General features: G+C 70.8%; 15 protein-coding genes. 5 read left to right on the top strand and 10 right to left on the bottom strand.

Going from position 1 to position 18,105, the window contains the following annotated elements:
* Nucleotides 1-15: 15 nt before the first annotated feature.
* Nucleotides 16-1,185: a 4-hydroxybenzoate 3-monooxygenase gene (locus tag ACZ3KP_RS38430; RefSeq protein WP_467505479.1), complete on the top strand. Its 1,170-nt coding sequence runs from the start codon at nucleotides 16-18 to the stop codon at nucleotides 1,183-1,185.
* 56 nt (nucleotides 1,186-1,241) lie between these two features.
* Complete coding sequence (locus ACZ3KP_RS38425; protein ID WP_467505477.1) at nucleotides 1,242-2,861, top strand: methyltransferase; 1,620 nt, start codon at nucleotides 1,242-1,244, stop codon at nucleotides 2,859-2,861.
* 114 nt (nucleotides 2,862-2,975) lie between these two features.
* Here the strand turns inward: ACZ3KP_RS38425 and ACZ3KP_RS38420 are convergent, their stop codons facing one another.
* From ACZ3KP_RS38420 to ACZ3KP_RS38385, 8 genes are all read right to left on the bottom strand, one after another.
* The gene (locus ACZ3KP_RS38420) at nucleotides 2,976-4,715 is read right to left on the bottom strand and encodes a pyridoxal phosphate-dependent aminotransferase (RefSeq protein WP_467505476.1); all 1,740 of its coding nucleotides are present in this window, start codon (nucleotides 4,713-4,715) and stop codon (nucleotides 2,976-2,978) included.
* A gap of 202 nt (nucleotides 4,716-4,917) precedes the next feature.
* A complete protein-coding gene (locus ACZ3KP_RS38415) occupies nucleotides 4,918-6,072 on the bottom strand; it encodes an aldose epimerase family protein (protein ID WP_467505474.1) in 1,155 nt (384 codons plus the stop codon).
* Nucleotides 6,073-6,207: 135 nt separating this feature from the next.
* Complete coding sequence (gene mmsB, locus ACZ3KP_RS38410) at nucleotides 6,208-7,452, bottom strand: multiple monosaccharide ABC transporter permease (protein ID WP_467505472.1); 1,245 nt, start codon at nucleotides 7,450-7,452, stop codon at nucleotides 6,208-6,210.
* Nucleotides 7,449-8,999, bottom strand: coding sequence for a multiple monosaccharide ABC transporter ATP-binding protein (gene mmsA / locus ACZ3KP_RS38405; RefSeq protein ID WP_360565451.1), 1,551 nt, complete (start codon nucleotides 8,997-8,999; stop codon nucleotides 7,449-7,451). Before mmsA ends, mmsB begins: the two co-directional genes overlap by 4 nt.
* A 45-nt stretch (nucleotides 9,000-9,044) precedes the next feature.
* Nucleotides 9,045-10,154 (bottom strand): multiple monosaccharide ABC transporter substrate-binding protein, encoded by a 1,110-nt coding sequence (gene chvE / locus ACZ3KP_RS38400; RefSeq protein ID WP_358970844.1) that lies wholly within the window; start codon nucleotides 10,152-10,154, stop codon nucleotides 9,045-9,047.
* A gap of 105 nt (nucleotides 10,155-10,259) precedes the next feature.
* Nucleotides 10,260-11,234 (bottom strand): hypothetical protein, encoded by a 975-nt coding sequence (locus ACZ3KP_RS38395; protein ID WP_358970841.1) that lies wholly within the window; start codon nucleotides 11,232-11,234, stop codon nucleotides 10,260-10,262.
* A gap of 114 nt (nucleotides 11,235-11,348) precedes the next feature.
* On the bottom strand, nucleotides 11,349-12,356 hold the full coding sequence (locus tag ACZ3KP_RS38390) for a zinc-dependent alcohol dehydrogenase (protein WP_360565456.1): 1,008 nt from the start codon (nucleotides 12,354-12,356) through the stop codon (nucleotides 11,349-11,351).
* Nucleotides 12,353-13,510: a mandelate racemase/muconate lactonizing enzyme family protein gene (locus tag ACZ3KP_RS38385; protein ID WP_358970835.1), complete on the bottom strand. Its 1,158-nt coding sequence runs from the start codon at nucleotides 13,508-13,510 to the stop codon at nucleotides 12,353-12,355. Before ACZ3KP_RS38385 ends, ACZ3KP_RS38390 begins: the two co-directional genes overlap by 4 nt.
* A 201-nt stretch (nucleotides 13,511-13,711) precedes the next feature.
* Between ACZ3KP_RS38385 and ACZ3KP_RS38380 the strand changes: the two genes are divergently transcribed.
* Both ACZ3KP_RS38380 and ACZ3KP_RS38375 read left to right on the top strand, forming a co-directional pair.
* On the top strand, nucleotides 13,712-14,611 hold the full coding sequence (locus ACZ3KP_RS38380; RefSeq protein WP_467505469.1) for an SCO2400 family protein: 900 nt from the start codon (nucleotides 13,712-13,714) through the stop codon (nucleotides 14,609-14,611).
* A 102-nt stretch (nucleotides 14,612-14,713) separates the two neighbouring features.
* On the top strand, nucleotides 14,714-15,187 hold the full coding sequence (locus tag ACZ3KP_RS38375; RefSeq protein ID WP_467505468.1) for a carboxymuconolactone decarboxylase family protein: 474 nt from the start codon (nucleotides 14,714-14,716) through the stop codon (nucleotides 15,185-15,187).
* 46 nt (nucleotides 15,188-15,233) lie between these two features.
* Here the strand turns inward: ACZ3KP_RS38375 and ACZ3KP_RS38370 are convergent, their stop codons facing one another.
* Nucleotides 15,234-15,683, bottom strand: coding sequence for a MarR family winged helix-turn-helix transcriptional regulator (locus tag ACZ3KP_RS38370; protein ID WP_467505466.1), 450 nt, complete (start codon nucleotides 15,681-15,683; stop codon nucleotides 15,234-15,236).
* A gap of 117 nt (nucleotides 15,684-15,800) precedes the next feature.
* Here ACZ3KP_RS38370 and ACZ3KP_RS38365 point away from each other — a divergent pair, with 117 nt between their 5' ends.
* Nucleotides 15,801-16,799: an NADP-dependent oxidoreductase gene (locus ACZ3KP_RS38365; protein ID WP_467505464.1), complete on the top strand. Its 999-nt coding sequence runs from the start codon at nucleotides 15,801-15,803 to the stop codon at nucleotides 16,797-16,799.
* Between the two features lie 49 nt (nucleotides 16,800-16,848).
* On the opposite strand, the gene ACZ3KP_RS38360 is transcribed toward ACZ3KP_RS38365, so the two are convergent.
* Nucleotides 16,849-18,006, bottom strand: a complete 1,158-nt coding sequence (locus ACZ3KP_RS38360; protein ID WP_467505462.1) for a serine hydrolase domain-containing protein — start codon at nucleotides 18,004-18,006, stop codon at nucleotides 16,849-16,851.
* Between the last annotated feature and the right edge of the window lie 99 nt (nucleotides 18,007-18,105).

Raw genomic sequence — 18,105 nt, 5'->3', positions numbered from 1 at the left:
CTTCAGAAGGCGGGCATGGCAGAAGCACAGGCCGGGGTAGTGATCGTCGGCGCCGGCCCGGCCGGACTCGTCCTGGGGAACCTGCTGCTGGACCGGGGCGTCGACTGCGTGCTCCTGGAACGGCGCGACCGTGCCGCGGTGGAGGGCCGGGCCCGCGCCGGGTTCCTCGCGGCCCGCTCCGTGCGCGTCCTCACGGAGAACGGCCTGGCGGCAGGCCTGCTCACCCGCGGCAGGACCCACACCACCTGCCAGTTCCGCGGCGACCGAGGTGAATTCACCCTCGACTACGCCACGTTGGGCCGTGGCGAGGTGCACACCGTCTACCCCCAGCAGGAGCTGGTGCGCGACCTGGTCGCCGAGTACCTGCGGCGCGGCGGCGACCTCCGGTTCGGCGTCGAGGCGACGCACGTCACCGAGGGCCGGGTCCGGCTGCGCGACGGCGCGGACGTCACCGGCCGGTACGTCGCGGGCTGCGACGGGCACCGGGGGATCGGCCGCGCCACCCTGACCGCGCACGGCACCCGCACCGCCCGCTGGGACCACGGCGTCTCCTGGCTCGCCGTGCTGGCCGCGGCCCCGCCCAGCATGCCGGCCACCGGATACGCCCTGCACCCGCGCGGGTTCGCCGGTCACATGGCGCGCACCGCGACCGTCACCCGGTACTACCTCCAGTGCCCGCGCGGCACGGCCCCCGCCGACTGGAGCGAGGACCGGATCTGGACCGAGCTGGCCACCCGGATGCGCACGGCCGAGTTCGGGCCGCTGCGCACGGGAGCCGTCCTGGAGAAGGCGGTCGTCGACCTGTGCTCGGACGTGCTGGAGGCGCCGGGCGCCGGGCGGCTGTGGCTGGCCGGGGACGCGGCCGGGCTCATCAGCCCGTCGGCGGCCAAGGGCGCCAACCTGGCTGTCCTCCAAGCCGAGTTGCTGGCCCGCGCCTTCGAGGCCGCGCTGCTGCGCGGTGACGACAGCGGCCTCGCCCGGTACGCCGCCGACTGCCTGCCCCGGGTCTGGCGGGCCCATGAGTTCTCGCACTGGATGAGCGGCCTGCTGCACGGCCCCGTCGGTGCGGACGGCGACGGCGACGAGGCCCGCTACGGACGCCAGTTGCAGTACGCCCGCCTGGAGAGCCTGCGCACCTCCCGCGCCCACCAGGACTTCTTCGCCGAGAACTACACCGGCATCTGACCCCCGGGGCGTCTCGGCCCCGGTTCTCCCTGCCCCACGATCATCGGGAATTCTTCATGAACCTCTCCGTCGTACAGGCATGTCTGACGGAAACCGACCTGGACCGGATCCGGCGCGCCGCCGACCACGTCCGCGACCACGACACGGACCAGGTGCTGGCCGATCTGCTGCCCGGCCTGACGGCCGACGAGCGGGCCGACGTCGCCCGCCACCTCGGGTACGACCACACCGCCGTACTGGTCTTCCCCGCCTCCCTCGACGGGCTCCGCGCCGAACTGCGCGACGCCGGCCTCGACCCGGGCCCCGTCGTCCCGAGCGTGGTGGTGCGCGGACGGCTGACCCGCCGCTACGGTGCCGTCCTCGGCGACAGCCCGGTCGGGATCGTGCACGTGCCGGTGGCCGGGCGGACCGTGGAGATCTTCGCGCTGCCCGTGCCGTCCGGCTCCCCGCTGGAGGCGGTCGCCGCCGACGAACGCTCCGCCGGCCACGAGTCCCACCACGCCTTCGCCGTGACCGCGCCGGGCCGGGTGATCCCCGCCGGACTGCGCACCCTGCTGACCGAACGCGGCGGCGCCGTCCCGGACGGCGGCGGCTACAACGACCACGAGAACGTCACCGTCCTCTACTTCCGCACCGCCGGCCACCGCCGCTTCGAACTCCGCCTCCCCGGCCGCCAGGAACCCCTCCCCGACCCCGCCCTCGCCCTCCTCGACGTCATGACCGGCGCCTGGGCCACCCAGGCCGTCCGCACCATGGCCGAACTCGGCATCGCCGACCACCTGGCCGCCCGCCCCGGCCTCGACGCCGCCGCCCTCGCGGACCTGACCGGCACCGACCCGGACGCCCTGCGCCGCCTGCTGCGCTACCTGGCCGGCCTCGGCCTGCTCACCGCGGCCGACGCCACCTACCACCTCACCGCCCTCGGTGAACCCCTGCGCACCGGCACCGAGTTCTCGATGCACCCGCTCGCGCTGCTCTACGGCGGCCCCTTCTACGACTCCTTCGCCGGGCTCCCCTACGCCGTTCGCACCGGGAAGGAAGCTTTCGCCCACCGCCACGGCCGGCACCACTTCCGCCACTTCGCCGCACACCCCGAACTCGCCGACCTCTTCCACCGGGGGATGGCCGCGAGCGCGGAGATGTTCACCCCGGTACCGCGGCTGGCCGACTTCTCCGCCGCCCGGCGGGTGATCGACGTGGGCGGCGGGAACGGCGCGCTGCTCGGCCGGATCCTGCGCGCCCACAGCCACCTGGAGGGGGTCCTGCTGGAACGCCCGGAGGCGCTGGCGGCGGCGCGCCCGGAGCTGGCGGATCTGGGAGACCGCTGCACCTTCGCCGAGGGCGACTTCACCGACTCGGTGCCGCCTGACGGCGACATCTACCTTCTGTCGCGCGTCCTGCACGACTGGGACGACGACCACTGCCTGACCATCCTGCGCAGGTGCGCCCAGGCGATGCGGCCCGGCGCCGGACTCCTCGTCGTGGAACGCCTGCTGCCCAGCAGCACAGCGGCGGCCTGGGACGTCCACATGCTGTGCAACGTCGGGGGCCGGGAACGGGACGAGTCCCATTACCGACGCCTACTGGAGGAGGCAGGCTTCCGACGGACGGCATGTCACGCCCTCCCTCTGGGAGCCGCACTGATCCATGCCGTACGGGTGGGCGCGCCCCTTTAGGAGCCAGTATTCCGACACGCCGCCCGGCACGACGCGCCCCTTCAGGGGCGCGGGGAACTGCGCGACCAGCCACGAACCACCCGCACCCGGCCGCGTACGGAACGCCCCCGTCGATCAGCCCGCCTGTCCCATCCCCGCCGCGTTCGGCCAGCTCTGCGCGTTCGGCCACCCCGTCGCCGGCGCCGGCGACAACCCGGGCGCGGGCGGCGGCGCGGTCGCCCCCCGCACCTGCGCCGCGGTCAGCCCGCCACGGGCCGGTACCCCGGGGGGCGTGGGCCCGGTCGGCATGGGCGCGGGAGCGGGAGCCGGAGCAGGCGCGGGGACGGGCGCCGGGGCAGGCATCTGCGGCATCTGCGGCATCTGCATCGGCGGCGCGGGCGCGGGGACGGGCGTCATCATCGGCTGCGGTGCCATCGGCTGCGGTGTCATCGGCTGCGGTGCCACCGGCGCCTGCATCGGCATCTGCATCTGAGCAGCAGCGGCAGCCGGCACCGGCGCCATCATCGGCTGCGGCGTCCCCGCCCCGCCCGACTGCCCGGTCATCGGCATGCCGAGCCCGGCCGCGGGCGCCGTGGCGAGCCCCGGCCCGGGAGCCGGCGTGAGGCTCGGGACCGGTCCGGCCCCCACCGCCTGCGCCAACGGGATCCCCGCCCCGTTCGTCTCGCTCACCAGCCGGTCGACGGCCGCCGTACCCGAGCTGTAGCTGTTCCCGGTGCCCAGTTCGGGTACGGCGGCTCCCCTCCTGGTCCCGTACAGCACCTGTTCCATGGCGGACACCAGGCGACGCACGTCCACCTCGGGGCGCACCACGAGACGCAGGAAGCGGCTGGAAGAACCGATCTTGTTGCCGCACTCGCGGACCAGGATCCGGTGCTCGGTGAGCATCCGGTCCCGGACCACGGTGCCCTCGGCGCCTACGGGAAGGCGCACGAAGAGGAAGTTGCCCTGGGAGGGGTAGACGGTCAGGCCGGGCAGCGCGGAGAGCTGGCTCGCCATCTCCAGGCGGTCCTTGCGGACCTGGAGCAGGCTCTGCGCGTACTCGGCGCCGTGCTCCTTGAGCATGAAGACGACGTACTCGGCGAACGCGTTCAGGTTCCATTTCGGCAGCATGGAGCGGACCTTGCCGGCCAGCGAGGGGTTGGCGACCATGTAGCCGAAGCGGATGCCGTGCAGGCCGAAGTTCTTGCCGAGGCTGCGCAGGACGATGACGTTCGGCCGCATCATCGCCTCCTGCACGACGCTCGGCTCCTGCTCCGCGTCGGCGAACTCCAGGAACGACTCGTCGATGACGATCAGGTCCAGGTCGGCCATGGCGTCCATGAACTGGACGAGCGCGCGCTTGGGGACGTACCCGCCGTCGGGGTTGTTCGGATTGCAGACGACCGCGACCCTGGTCCCCCGGGTGCGGATGAAGTCGGCGTACTGCGCGAGGTCGAGGGCGAAGCCGTTGGACTCCTGCAGCGGGAACATGTCGACCCGCTTGCCGGTCTCCATGGGCTGGTCGGTCCAGCGGCCGAACGTGGGGACGGGGATGGCGAGGGACTCGCGGACCAGCAGGTGGTCGATCCAGGTGATCAGCTCGGTGGAGCCGTTGCCCATGGCCACGGCCTGCGGCGGGAGCTGGAGGAGGTTGCACAGCTCGGCGGTGATGGTGTCGGCGCTGCTCGGGTAGAAGGTGATGATGTCCTTGAGCCGCGCGGCCATGGTTTCCATCATGGCCGGGGTGGGGAAATAGGGGTTGCAGGGGACGCAGAAGTCGACCGGGCCGGTCCCGTCGCCCCCCTCGCGTGCCAGCGCCGCCATCGACGGGCTGTGAGCACCGCTGCGGAACAACGAGGTGACGTTGCCGGCCATGGAACCTCCGTATGAGGCGGGCCCGATGGGGACGTCCGGGCCCGTCGTCTTGGGCGGCCCGCGCGGGGGAGCACGGGCCACCCCTGAATACGGGGGCAGTTGAGTCCCTGTTCAACCGGTGTGAAAAAAGTGTCAGCGCCCCCGAAAGGGGCGTGGGGAACCGCGCGGCCGGCCCCTTACCGCCCGCACAGTCCCCCACAACTCAGGCGCCGAACGAATGCACCGTCCGCGTCCTGTACACGTGCCCCGGCCGCAACACGGTCGACGGGAAGTTCGCGTGGTTCGGCGAGTCAGGGAAGTGCTGCGTCTCCAGGCAGAGCGCGTCCCCCTGCCGGTAGGTGCGCCCACCCGTGCCCGTCAGCGTCCCGTCCAGGAAGTTCCCGGAGTAGAACTGCAGCCCCGGCTGGTCGGTCGCGATCTTCAGCGTCCGGCCCGACCGCGGGTCCCGCAGCGTCGCGACGTGCTCCGGCTTCGCGGTGACGCCCTTGTCCAGCACCCAGTTGTGGTCGAAGCCCTTGGCCTGCACCTGCTGGACGTGCCCGGCGCGGATGTCCCGGCCGATCGTCTTGGTCTCCCGGAAGTCGAACGGCGTGCCGCGCACGGTGGCCAGTTCGCCCGTGGGGATCAGCCCCGAGTCGGTCGGCGTGTAGCGGCCCGCGGCGATCGTCAGCTCGTGGTCCTCGATGGAGCCGCTGCCCTCGCCCGCGAGGTTCCAGTAGACGTGGCTGGTGAGGTTGACGACCGTGGCCTTGTCGGTGGTGGCCTCGTAGTCGATGATCCACTCGCCGCGCCGGGTGAGGGTGTACGTCACCTTCGTCCTGAGCGTGCCCGGGTAGCCCATCTCGCCGTCGACGCTGGTGTAGTGCAGGACGAGGCCGACGTCCGAGCCCTTCACGAACGGCTCGACGTCCCAGACGTGCTTGTCGAAGCCCTGGGTGCCGCCGTGCAGGCTGTTCGCGCCGTCGTTGACGGACAGCTGGTAGTGCTTGCCGTCGAGGGTGAACTGCCCCTTGCCGATGCGGTTGCCGTAGCGGCCGATGAGGGCGCCGAAGTACGGGGACTTCGCGACGTAGTCGTCGATGGTGTCGAAGCCGTTGACCACGTTGGCGTAGTGGCCCCGGCGGTCCGGCAGCTCCAGGGTCTGGACGACACCGCCCCAGTTGAGGACCTTCAGCCGGGTCCCGCCGTTCTCCAGCGACCAGCGGTAGATCTTCGTACCGTCGGCGAGCTTCCCGAAGGACTCCTTCACCGGCTTCCTGCCTCCCGAGGCGGCCTCGGCGACCCCGCTGCCGAGGGTGGTGGCGGCGATCCCCGCCGCCGCGGCTCCTGCGATGACCGTGCGTCTGTTCAGCTCCATCTAGCGGCTCCTTGTGAAGAGAGTTGAAAGCCGCCCCGCCGAGCCGCGCCCCCGAAGGGGCGCGGGGAACTGCGCGACCAGCCCCTCACGGCCCGCAGTGTTGATTCGGCCTTCCCGGCGGAGCGTCCTCGCTGACTACGAACCGGACTTGCGCTTGTTCCACACGTCGAAGCCGACCGCCGCGAGGAGGGCGAGGCCCTTGATGACCTGCTGCCAGTCGGTGCCGACGCTGAGGAGGTTCATGCCGTTGTTCAGCACGCCGAGGACGAGACCGCCGATGATGGCACCGAGGATGGTGCCCACACCGCCGCTCATGGAGGCGCCGCCGATGAACGAGGAGGCGATCGCCTCCAGTTCGAAGCCGTCGCCCGCCTTCGGCGAGGCCGCGTTCAGCCGGGCGGCGACCACCAGCCCGGCCAGGGCCGCGAGCACGCCCATGTTGAGGAAGACGTAGAAGGTGACCTTCTTGTCCTTGACGCCGGACAGCTTGGCCGCCGGCAGGTTGCCGCCGATCGCGTAGATGTGCCGGCCGAAGACCGCGTTGCGCATCACGTAGCCGTAGCCGACGACCAGCACGCCCAGCACGATCAGGACGATCGGCGCGCCCTTGTAGCTGGCCAGCAGCATGGTCATGACGAGGATGGCGGCGACCAGCGCGGTCAGCTTCAGCAGGAACAGCCGGGTGGGCGGCACCTCCAGCGCGAACTCCTGCTGGCGGCGCCGGTCCCGGAACTCCTGCCAGACCACGGCGGCGATCAGCACGATGCCCAGCAGCAGCGTGATGTTGTGGTAATTGGTGTTCGGGCCGACCTCGGGCAGGAAGCCGTTGCCCAGGTTCTGCAGGCCGTTCGGGAACGGGCCGATGGTCTGCCCCTGGAGCAGGATCTCGGTGAGACCGCGGAAGAGCAGCATCCCGGCGAGGGTGACGATGAACGACGGTATGCCGAAGTAGGCGATCAACAAGCCCTGGGCGGCGCCCGCGAAGGCACCCATCACCAGGCACAGGACCAGGGCCAGCGGCCAGGCCATTCCGTGGTTGACCGTCAGCACGGCCGCGAACGCGCCCACGAACGCCGTCAGCGAGCCGACCGACAGGTCGATGTGCCCGGCGATGATCACCATCATCATGCCGATGGCGAGGATCAGGATGTAGCTGTTCTGCAGCACCAGGTTGGAGACGTTGCGCGGCAGCAGCAGGTCGCCGTTGGTCCACACCGCGAACAGGGCGACGATCAGACCGAGGGCGATCAGCATCCCGTACTGGCGCATGTTGCGGCGCAGCCCGTCGAGGACCAGCTGGAGCAGGTTCCCCTCGGCGGCCGATCCGCTCTTGCCCGGCGGCGCGGGCGCCGGGCTCTTGGCGGTGACATCCGTGCTCATCGCGTTACCTCTTTGTCCTTCGTCATATGGCGCATCAGCACTTCCTGCGTGGCCTCGGCCCTGGGCACCTCACCGGTCAGACGGCCCGCGGCCATGGTGTAGATGCGGTCGCACATGCCGAGCAGTTCGGGCAGTTCGGAGGAGATGAAGACGACCGCCTTGCCCTGGGCGGCGAGCTGGTCGATGACCGTGTAGATCTCGTACTTGGCGCCCACGTCGATCCCGCGGGTCGGCTCGTCCAGGATCAGCACGTCGGGACCCGCGAAGATCCACTTGCTGAGGACGACCTTCTGCTGGTTGCCGCCCGACAGCTTGCCCACCGGCTCGAACACCGTCGGCGCCTTGATGTTCATGGACGTGCGGTAGCCCTCGGAGACCTGCCGCTCCTCGTGCTCGTCCACGATCCCGCGCCGGGCCACCTTCTTCAGGGCGGTCAGCGAGATGTTGCGGTTGATGGTGTCGATCAGGTTGAGACCGTAGTGCTTGCGGTCCTCGGTGACGTACGCGATGCCGTGCCCGACCGCCTCGGCGACCGACTTGGTGCGGATCTCCGTGCCGTCCTTGAGGACCGTGCCGCCGTCGTAACGGCCGTACGTCCGCCCGAAGACGTTCATCGCGAGTTCCGTGCGGCCCGCGCCCATCAGGCCCGCGATACCGACGATCTCGCCGCGCCGGACGTGGATCGACACGTCGTCGACGACCTTGCGCTCGTGGTCGATCGGGTGCCGCACGGTCCAGTTGCGGACCTCCAGGGCCGGCGCCGCGTCCTCCTCGCCCTCGTACGCGGTGCGCTCGGGGAAGCGGTGGTCCAGGTCGCGGCCCACCATGCCCGAGATGATCCGCTCCTCGGTGGTCTCCTCCGACTTCACGTCGAGGGTCTCGATGGAGTGGCCGTCCCGGATGATCGTCACCGAGTCGGCGACCCGGCGGATCTCGTTGAGCTTGTGCGAGATGATGATCGAGGTGATGCCCTGGTTCTTCAACTCCAGGATCAGGTCGAGGAGTTTGCCGCTGTCCTCGTCGTTCAGCGCCGCGGTCGGCTCGTCGAGGATGAGCAGCTTCACCTTCTTCGACAGCGCCTTCGCGATCTCCACCAGCTGCTGCTTGCCCACGCCGATGTCGGCGACGCGGGTCTCCGGGTGGTCGTCCAGACCCACCCGGCGCAGCAGCTCGGTGGCGTGCCGCAGGGTCTCCCGCCAGTCGATGAACCCGCCCTTGGCGTGTTCGTTGCCGAGGAAGATGTTCTCCGCCAGGGAGAGGTACGGCGACAGCGCCAGCTCCTGGTGGATGATCACGATGCCGCGCTGCTCGCTCGCCCGGATGTCACCGAACGCGCAGGGCTCACCCTCGAAGAGGATCTCGCCCTCGTAACTGCCGTGCGGGTGAACGCCGGAGAGGACCTTCATCAGGGTCGACTTGCCGGCGCCGTTCTCCCCGCAGATGGCGTGGACCTCGCCCTGGCGGACGGTCAGGGTGACGTCCGACAACGCCTTGACGCCGGGAAAGGTCTTGACGATCGAGCGCATTTCCAGGACGGGTCCCGCCATGGTCTGCCTTCCAATCAGTGCTTGTCGATCAGGGCTTGGCGGGGGTCACTTGAGCTGGGCGTCGGTGTAGTAGCCGCCCTTGACCAGGACCTCCTCGTAGTTGGACTTGTCGACGCTCACCGGCTGCAGCAGGTAGGCGGGGACGACCTTCGTGCCGTTGTCGTACGTCTTGGTGTCGTTGACCTGCGGGGTCTTCTTGTTCAGCGCGTCGTCGACCATGGTCGCGGCGACCTCGGCGAGCTTGCGGAGGTCCTTGTAGACGGTCTGCGTCTGCTGACCCGCGATGATCGACTTCACCGAGGCCAGCTCGGCGTCCTGGCCCGTGATGACGGGCAGCGGCTGGCTGCCGGAGCCGTAGCCGTCCGACTTCAGCGCGGCGATGATGCCGATCGAGATGCCGTCGTAGGGCGAGAGCACCGCGTCGACCTTGGCGGACTTGTAGGAGGAGGTGAGGATGTCCTCCATGCGGGACTGCGCGGTCGCGCCGTCCCAGCGGAGCGTGGTCACCTTGTTCAGCGCGGTCTGGCCGGACCTGACCACCAGCTGCTTCTTGTCGATGTACGGCTGGAGCACGCTCATCGCGCCGTTGAAGAAGTACTTGGTGTTGTTGTCGTCGTTCGAGCCGGCGAACAGCTCGATGTTGAACGGGCCCTTCTTGCCGCTGTCCAGGCCGAGCTTGTGCACGATGTACGTGCCCTGCTCGACACCGACCTTCTCGTTGTCGAAGGACGCGTAGTAGTCGACGTTCTTGGTGCCGAGGATCAGCCGGTCGTAGGCGATGACCGGGATGTGGGCGTCCGCGGCCTCCTGGAGCACGTTGTTCAGGGACTTGTTGTCGATGGCCGCGATGACCAGGCCCTTGACGCCCTGCGTGATCAGGTTCTCGATCTGCGAGACCTGGGTGTCCGGGTTGTCCTCGCCGAAGACCAGCTTGGTCTTGTAGCCCTTGGCCTTGATGTCCTTGACGAGGTTGTTGCCGTCGTTGATCCAGCGCTCCGACGACTTGGTCGGCATCGCGATGCCGATCGTGCCGCCCTTGGCGCTGCCGCCGCCCTCCTTGCTGCCGCCCTCACTGCTCTGACCGCAGGCGGTCAGGGTCAGGGCGAGCGAGGCGGCCCCGGCTATGAGGGTGAGGGCGCTTCTACGAGTGCGCATGATGATCGTCCCTGTTCTTCTCGTCGTTGAGAGGTTGAAGCGCCCCGAAGGGGCGCGGGGAACTGCGCGACCAGCCACAACAGACCTGCAGTCCCCAACGTTTCGTCAGGCGGAACCCTCGACGGGGAACCGGCGCAGAGCCCCCGGCAGCCGCGACCCCAGCGGAGCCATCCCCCCGTCCGCCCCGTGCCGCGCGAGCAGGTCCAGCGCGAGCCGCCCCCGCCGCACCCGCTCCTTGGCCGTGCTGAGGGTCACGTCCCGCAGGTGGTTGCCCCACGGGTAGATCCCGGGGGCCTTGGACAGACCGAACTTGAGGTACACCGGCGCGCCACGCCGGATCAGCTCGGCGACCTCGTACATCCGGACGTAGCCACCGAGGTCGTCCGGGGCCTCGATGTACATGTCCAGGGGAGCGCCGGACACCCGCCGGATCTCGGTGAGGTGATCGAGCGTCAGGTCGCTCGGCACGTTGATCGAGTCGGCACCGAGGTGCTCGAAGACGGAGTACGACGCCGGGTTGACCGGACCGATCAGCGCGGACACCTTCAGCGTGGTGTCCGCCGGGATGATCCCGGCCTCGCGCGCCCGGTGCAGCGTCCACAGCACGCCCTCGTCGGCGACGAGCAGGCACTTGACGCCGAGTTCCGTCGCCCGGACCGCGTCCTCGACACAGCCGGCGACGGCGTCGTGGCCGCGGGCGCGCAGTCCGGCGCCCCGCGAGTCGGAGCGCACCGAGCCGCCGGTGTCCCAGGTGCCGCGCGGCCCGGTGAACAGGCACAGCTCGATGTCGCGTTCGCCGGTCGCCTCGACCATCTCGGTGATCTCGGCGTCGGTGAGCATCCACACGCCGCTGCCCTGGCTGATCCGGTGGATCGGCACGTCCAGGCGCGAGGACTCCTTGAGTACGACGGCAAGCGCCTCGGGACCCTCGCAGGAGGGGATCTCGGTGCGCCACGTGCCGCCGCCGGGGAAGCTGTGGGCGGAGGCGTCGGCGGGGTCGAGGGCGGGCGCGCCCAGGCCGAGGGCGGCGAGCGCCTGCTCACCGGGTCGGCGGGCCGCAGCGGAAGCGTCGGTCGTCACAAGCTGTCCTTCATGTTCGGTATATCGGACAAGGTTCGCGGCTCGGGGTGTGAAAACGGTGTGGTGGTACGCCGGCCCCGGCGAGGTCAGGGCACGCCGCGACCGGCGTACGACTCAGGGGCGGAGCAGCACCTTGCCCACCTTGGGATCACCGGCCCCCATCAGCTCGATGGCCTGCGGGAACTCGGTCAGCGGCAGCTCGTGCGTGACCAGCGGCAACGGGTCCAGGAGACCGGCTGCGAAGACCCGTACCGTGTGCGCCCAGGCGTCCGGCGGTGCCCCGAAGACGGTGTGCACCTCCAGTTGCCGTACGACGAGGTCGGTCGGGTCCAGGCCGTCGGCGCCCGCGGCCGGGATGCCGGTCAGGACCAGGCGTCCGCCGCGCCTGAGCAGGGAGGCGGCGGTGCGCGCGGCGGACGCGGACCCGGCGGTCTCGATGACCACGTCGAAGTCGTCGGGCAGTTCCTGGCCCTTGGTGCGGAAGTCGGTGGCCCCGAACTGCCGGGAGAGCGCCTCCCGGTCACCGCGGGTGCCGACGACCAGCAGCTCGCCCGGCGAGACCGCGCGCAGGAACTGCACGGCGAACATGCCCAGTGTCCCGGTGCCGACCACCGCGACCCGCTCGCCCGGCCGGGCGTTGCCCTTCAGGGCGGCGGCCGCGATGCAGGCGGCGGGCTCCAGGAGCGCGGCGGCGGTGAGGTCGGCGTCGTCCGGCAGGGGGTGCAGCAGCCGGGCCGGCAGGGTGAGGGTGGTGGCCATGGCGCCCGGCTGGGTGAAGCCGGTCTCCTCGTAGCCGTAGCTGCACAGGGTGGTCTCGCCGGCATGGCAGCGGTCGCACACCTGGCAGTTCCGGAAGCCCTCGCCGACGACCTTGCGGCCGACCAGCCCGGTGGGCACTGCGGCGCCCACCGCACTCACCGTCCCGGACCACTCGTGACCCGGCGTCAGCGGATAGCGGACGTACCCCTCGGGCCGGTTGCCCTGGTACACCTCGCGGTCGCTCCCGCAGATGCCGACCGCGTGCACCGCGACCAGTGCCTCACCGGGACCGGGCTCGCGGGGCGTGTGTTCCTCCACCCGGTGCGCGCCCGGCGCCTCGATGACGACCTGGGTCGCGCTCACTTGGTGCCCTTCGGCCTGCGCTGCTCCCAGCCGTCCGCCCACAGGTCGAAGCGGGCCTGCTGCTGCGGGAACTCGGCGGCCGCGTCGGCGTCGAACTCGACTCCGAGACCCGGCGCGTCGGACAGGTGGAAGTACCCGTCGACCACCTCGGGCGCGCCCTTGACGACCTTCTTGATCTCGGCGTCCGCGAAGTCGTTGAAGTGCTCCAGGATCTTGAAGTTCGGGGAGGTGAACCCGACCTGGAGGGAGGCGGCGGTGAGCACGGAGCCGCCGACGTTGTGCGGGGCGACCAGGACGTAGTGCGTCTCGGCGGTGGCGGCGAGCTTGCGCGTCTCCCAGATGCCGCCGATGTGGCCGACGTCCGGCTGGATGATGTCCACGGCCTGGCTCTCGAAGAGTTCGCGGAACTCGATGCGGTCGTGAATGCGCTCACCGGTGGCGACCGGCATGTCGACCTTGGCGGCGACCTTCTCCAGCGCCTTCAGGTTCTCCGGCGGGCACGGCTCCTCCAGCCAGGCCGGCTTGAAGGGGGCCAGCTCCTTGGCCAGCCGGACGGCGGTGGCGGGGGAGAAGCGGCCGTGCATCTCCAGCATCAGTTCGGCGTCCGGGCCGATGGCGTCCCGCACCGCCTCGATCAGCGACACGGAGTACAGCGTCTGCTCGTGGTCCAGTTCGAAGTGCCCGGTGCCGAAGGGGTCGATCTTGAGCGCCTTGTAGCCGCGCTCCATCACCCCCTGGGCCGCCTTGTGGTAGGCCTCCGGCGTCCGCTCGGTCGTGTACCACCCGTTGGCGTACGCCTTGACCTTGTCGGTCACCTTGCCGCCGAGCAGCTGCCACACGGGCACGCCCAGCGCCTTGCCCTTGATGTCCCAGCAGGCCATCTCGATCACGGCGATACCGGACATGACGATTTCGCCCGCCCGGCCGTAGTCGCCGTACTTCATCCGGCGTACGAGGTCTTCCAATGCGAACGGGTCGGAACCGAGAATGTGGTTGGCCTCGGCCTCCCGGAGGTAGCCGATCAGCGCGTCGGTGTGACCGAGCATCCGGGTCTCGCCGACTCCGGTGATCCCCTCGTCGGTGTGCACCTGGACGTAGGTCAGGTTCCGCCAGGGCGTCCCGACCACGTGTGTGCTGATTCCGGTGATGCGCACGGCAGTTGCCCCTCAGCTGTTCGAGATTTCGTCACGCGTTCGAAATGCTGGCGTGACAGTAAGGATGGGGTGAGGGCAGTGTCAATGGGTCGAACAGGTAACGGTTTCGGCAAGGCTTTCGACAGTTCTTTCGGTCTCCCACAGAACCTTCACAGAGGCGGCTGGTGATGAGACCCGCGGGGAACTTAGTCTTCCCGCGTCATGGACTACTGCCACCCGTGCCGACGGCACCTCAACGGCGCCCTCGCCTGCCCCGGGTGCGGCGCCCCGGTCGAAACCCGCCAGGCGTCCGGGAGCCTCGAAACGCCGTACGCGGGGGTGGAGTCCACCGGCGCGGGACATGACGGCCATCCCGCGGACGGCCATCCCGCGGACGGCCATCCCGCCGGCGGACCGGACGCCGACCACGCCGACCACGGCGACGACGAGGGGGACGGAGGCGACGGCCCCGGCGAGTTCCGGCCGGGCGGCCGGGCGGACCGGCGCCGCGCCACCCGCGGCCGAGGGCGCGGCCGGGCCGCCGAGCATCCCGCCGGACCTTCCACGAGCCCCGCCGGCAACGCCCCCACGGGTCCCTCCGAGGCCGACGGGAGCCGCCGCGACCGCAAGGCCGCGGCCCATCGAAGACGGCGGCGCAGGATCCTGCTCGTGAGCGCGGCCTGCGTCCTCGCGGCCGGTGCCCTGAGCCTCGCCGAACTGGGCACCGACGCCATACCCTTCACCAGCCCCGGCTCGTCCTCGGCGGGCGGCGAGACGACCGACGGCGGTACGGCCACGTCGTCCCCCGGTACGACGGCCCGGCCCGTGGGGGGCGCGGCCGACGCGTCCGGCGCGCCGGACGCGTCGCGATCCGCCTCGCCCGACCCCTCGGCCTCCCCGTCCCCCTCCGCCTCGAAGGGCGAGGCGTCCGGCTCCCCGTCGGCGTCCCCGAAGGACCCCGCCGCCCAGTCGGCGACGACGGGCCCGGTCGGCGGCAGGCCGACAGCGACGGCGACCGCCACGCCGGACTCGCCCCCGACCGCCACCCCGACGACAGCGGCCCCGTCCCCGGACCCGTCCCCGACGGACCACTGCAACCGCTTCCTGTGGTGGTGCACGTGACCACGCAAGCAAATCCAGCAAACGTGTCACATTCGTCGCCCCTGCTCCGTCATAGGTGTGCAAGCAACTGAAACGCCACCGACGACGCCACAGGGAGCCCCCATGGAAGCCCGTCTGAACCCCTTCGCCAGCCCCGTCGCCAACAAGCTCGTCAAGGCCTTCAACGGGGCGGGCAAGGCCGTCGAGGGGACGTCGATCCCCGCCGCCACCCTGGAACTGGTCAAGATCCGCGCCAGCCAGATCAACGGCTGCGGCTTCTGCCTCGACATGCACACCAAGGACGCGGCTGCGGCCGGCGAGACCCAGCAGCGCCTCCACATGGTCGGCGCCTGGCGCGAGGCGACCGTCTTCACCGAGGCCGAGCGCGCCGCCCTGGAACTGGCGGAGCAGGGCACCCGGATCGCCGACGCGGCGGGCGGCGTGCCCGACGAGGTGTGGGAGAACGCGGCCAAGCACTACACCGAAGAGGAACTCCTCGCCCTGGTGGGGACGATCGCCCTGATCAACGCCTACAACCGGCTGAACGTCATCCTGCAGCAGCCGGCGGGAGACTACCGGCCCGGCCAGTTCGCCTGACCCTCCGACGGGGGCCGGCGCCACCGGGCGCCGGCCCCCGTCGCGGTCAGTCCTGCAGCATGCGGCGCAGCAGGTCCCGCAGGGACAGCCGCTCCGCGTCCGAGAGCCCCGCCAGCGGCTCGCGCGCGAAGCGCAGCCCCTCCCGCAGGTCGCGGGCGACTTGCCGGCCCTCGTCCGTCGCCGCGGCCAGCTTCACCCGGCGGTCCGCCGGATCGGGCCGCCGCTCCACCAGCCCGCGCGCCTCCAGCCGGTCCACGATCCCCGTGACGTTCGACGGCTCGCACTTCAGTTTCTGCGCCAGCTTCCGCATCGGCAGCGGCTCCAGCGACAGCAGGCTGAGCAGCCGCGCCTGCGCCCCGGTGAGCGCGTGCTCGCCCGCCGCCTCCTCGTAGTCCGCGTAGAAGCGGGCCACGACGTCCCCGATCAGCTCTACGACCTCGAGCGTGAGGGCGTCCGGACGGCGGGTAGGCGTGGGACTGGACTGTGAGGACGACATGCTCCGAGGGTACCTCCTTACTTGACATGCTGAAATATTCAGGAGCATGGTTGTTTCAGGTACTGAAGTATTCCCGGAAGCAGTAACCGGAAGCAGTAAGAGGAAAGGCGCACCGTCATGATCAACCGCGAGTGGCACCTGCTCAGCCGTCCCGTCGGCTGGCCGAAGCCCGAGGACTTCGCCCTGGTCGAGGCCGAGGTCCCGACGCCGGGTGAGGGACAGGTGCTGGTACGGAACAAGTACGTCTCCGTCGACCCGTACATGCGCGGCAGGATGAGTTCGGCCAAGTCCTACGTCGCCCCCTTCGAGCTGGGCAAGGTCATGCAGGGCGGCGCGGTCGGCGAGGTCCTGGAGTCGAACGCCGAGGGCATCGCGGCCGGCGACCACGTCCTGCACTTCCTCGGCTGGCGCGAGTACGCGGTCGTGGACGCGAAGAACGCGGTCAAGGTCGACGCCGAGGCCGCGCCCCTGTCGACGTACCTCGGTGTCCTCGGCATGACCGGCCTCACCGCCTACGCGGGTCTGCTGCGCACCGCCTCCTTCAAGGAGGGCGACTCCGTCTTCGTGTCCGGCGCGGCCGGCGCGGTCGGCAGCCAGGTCGGCCAGATCGCCAAGCTCAAGGGCGCCTCGCGGGTGATCGGCTCGGCGGGCTCCGACGAGAAGGTGAAGCTGCTCGTCGAGGAGTACGGCTTCGACGCGGCCTTCAACTACAAGAACGGCCCGGTCGCCGAGCAGCTGCGGGCCGCCGCCCCGGACGGTGTCGACGTCTACTTCGACAACGTCGGCGGCGACCACCTGGAGGCGGCGATCGGACAGCTGAACCGGGACGGCCGGATCGCCGTCTGCGGCATGATCTCCGTCTACAACAGCACCGAGCCCGTCCCCGGCCCGAAGAACCTCGCCCGCCTCATCCAGACCCGCGGCCGCATCGAGGGCTTCCTGGTCGGCGACCACTACGACCTGCAGCCGCAGTTCGTCGCCGAGGTCGGCCCGTGGGTGGCGTCCGGGCAGCTGAAGTACCGCGAGACGGTCGTCGAGGGCATCGAGAACAACCTGGAGGCGTTCCTCGGGGTGCTGCGCGGCGACAACACCGGCAAGATGATCGTCAAGCTCTGAACACCCGTCCGGCGCCCCCGCGACGGGGGCGCCGGCTGCCGCGCGTGGGCTACCGGGCGAGTGCCGCCCTGTGCACGGCCAGGGCCAGCCGGTCGTTCTCCGGGGCCGCGCCGCCCGGGAACGCGAACCGTCGCCTCGTGTAGCCGTAGGCGACACCGCTCCTCGGGTCCGCGAACGCCTGGGAGCCCGCCGCCCCGCTGTGGCCGATCGTGCCGGCGCCCAGGAAGGGGTGCCAGACGTCCGCCGTCGCCTGGAAGCCGAGGCCGTACGCCTTGTGGGCGCGGGCCACCAGGTCGTACCCCACGGAGTGGAACTGGCCGAACTCCGCGACCGTGTCCTCCTTCAGCAGCGGGGCCTTGCCGTCGATCTCGCTGAGCAGCGCCGCGTACATCCCGGCCAGGCCGCGCGCCGACGCCACCCCGCCGAACGACGCCGGACCCTTCGCACGCACCCGCGGGTCGTTGGGCAGGGACCCCAGGTCGGTCGGCTCGGCGGTGTGCTCGTTGAACGCGATCGCGGCCAGCGTGTGCGGGCCGGACGGCACCGAGTCGAGCAGGGCCTGCTCCGCGGGCGTGGGACGCATCGGCTGGGTGGTGCGAAAACGCGGCTCGTGCGCGGCCGGCAGCCCCAGGAAGAAGTCGAGCCCGTACGGCGCCCGGACGCGCTCCTCGTACACGTCCTGGAGGGTGCGGCCCGTCGCGCGCCGCACGACCTCGCCGGTGAGCGCCCCAATGACGAGGGCGTGGTACCCGAAGGCGGTGCCGGGGCGCCAGAAGGGCCGCTGGTCGGCGAGGCGTTCGGCCATCGCCCGGTCGTCCGCGAGGTCCTGCGCGCTGAACCCGGCGTCGGTGCCGACCAGACCGGCCCGGTGCGCGACCAGCTCCCGCAGCGTCAGCGAGCCCTTGCCCTCCGCGCCGAACTCGGGCCAGTAGTAGGTGACTTTGCGGTCGAGCTCCAGCGTGCCGTCCTGCACCAGCATCGCCACGACGAGGTGCGCCGCACCCTTCGTGGACGAGAACACCCCGTACAGGGTGTCCCCGTCGGCCCCCGCACCGGCCCACAGGTCGACGACCCGCCGGCCGTGGACGTACGCGCACAGCTGTCCCTCGTAGTCGGCCGGCCCCTCGGCGACGAACGCGGCGAACTCCTCGCGTACCGCCTCGAAGCCCTCCGCGACCGTGCCCTGGACGGTGATCTCCTGCGTCATCCGCTCTCCTCAACCGAGCCGCCACCTGTGTGGTTCCGTAGGTCGGTACGGCGAGACCTACCCGTTCGACTCAACAGCGGCAAGGCGGCCCGCCGCACC

This window comes from Streptomyces sp. NPDC020958 (assembly GCF_055562175.1).
Note: the sequence above shows the minus strand (reverse complement) of the source record. Positions and strands in the feature narration are given on the sequence as shown.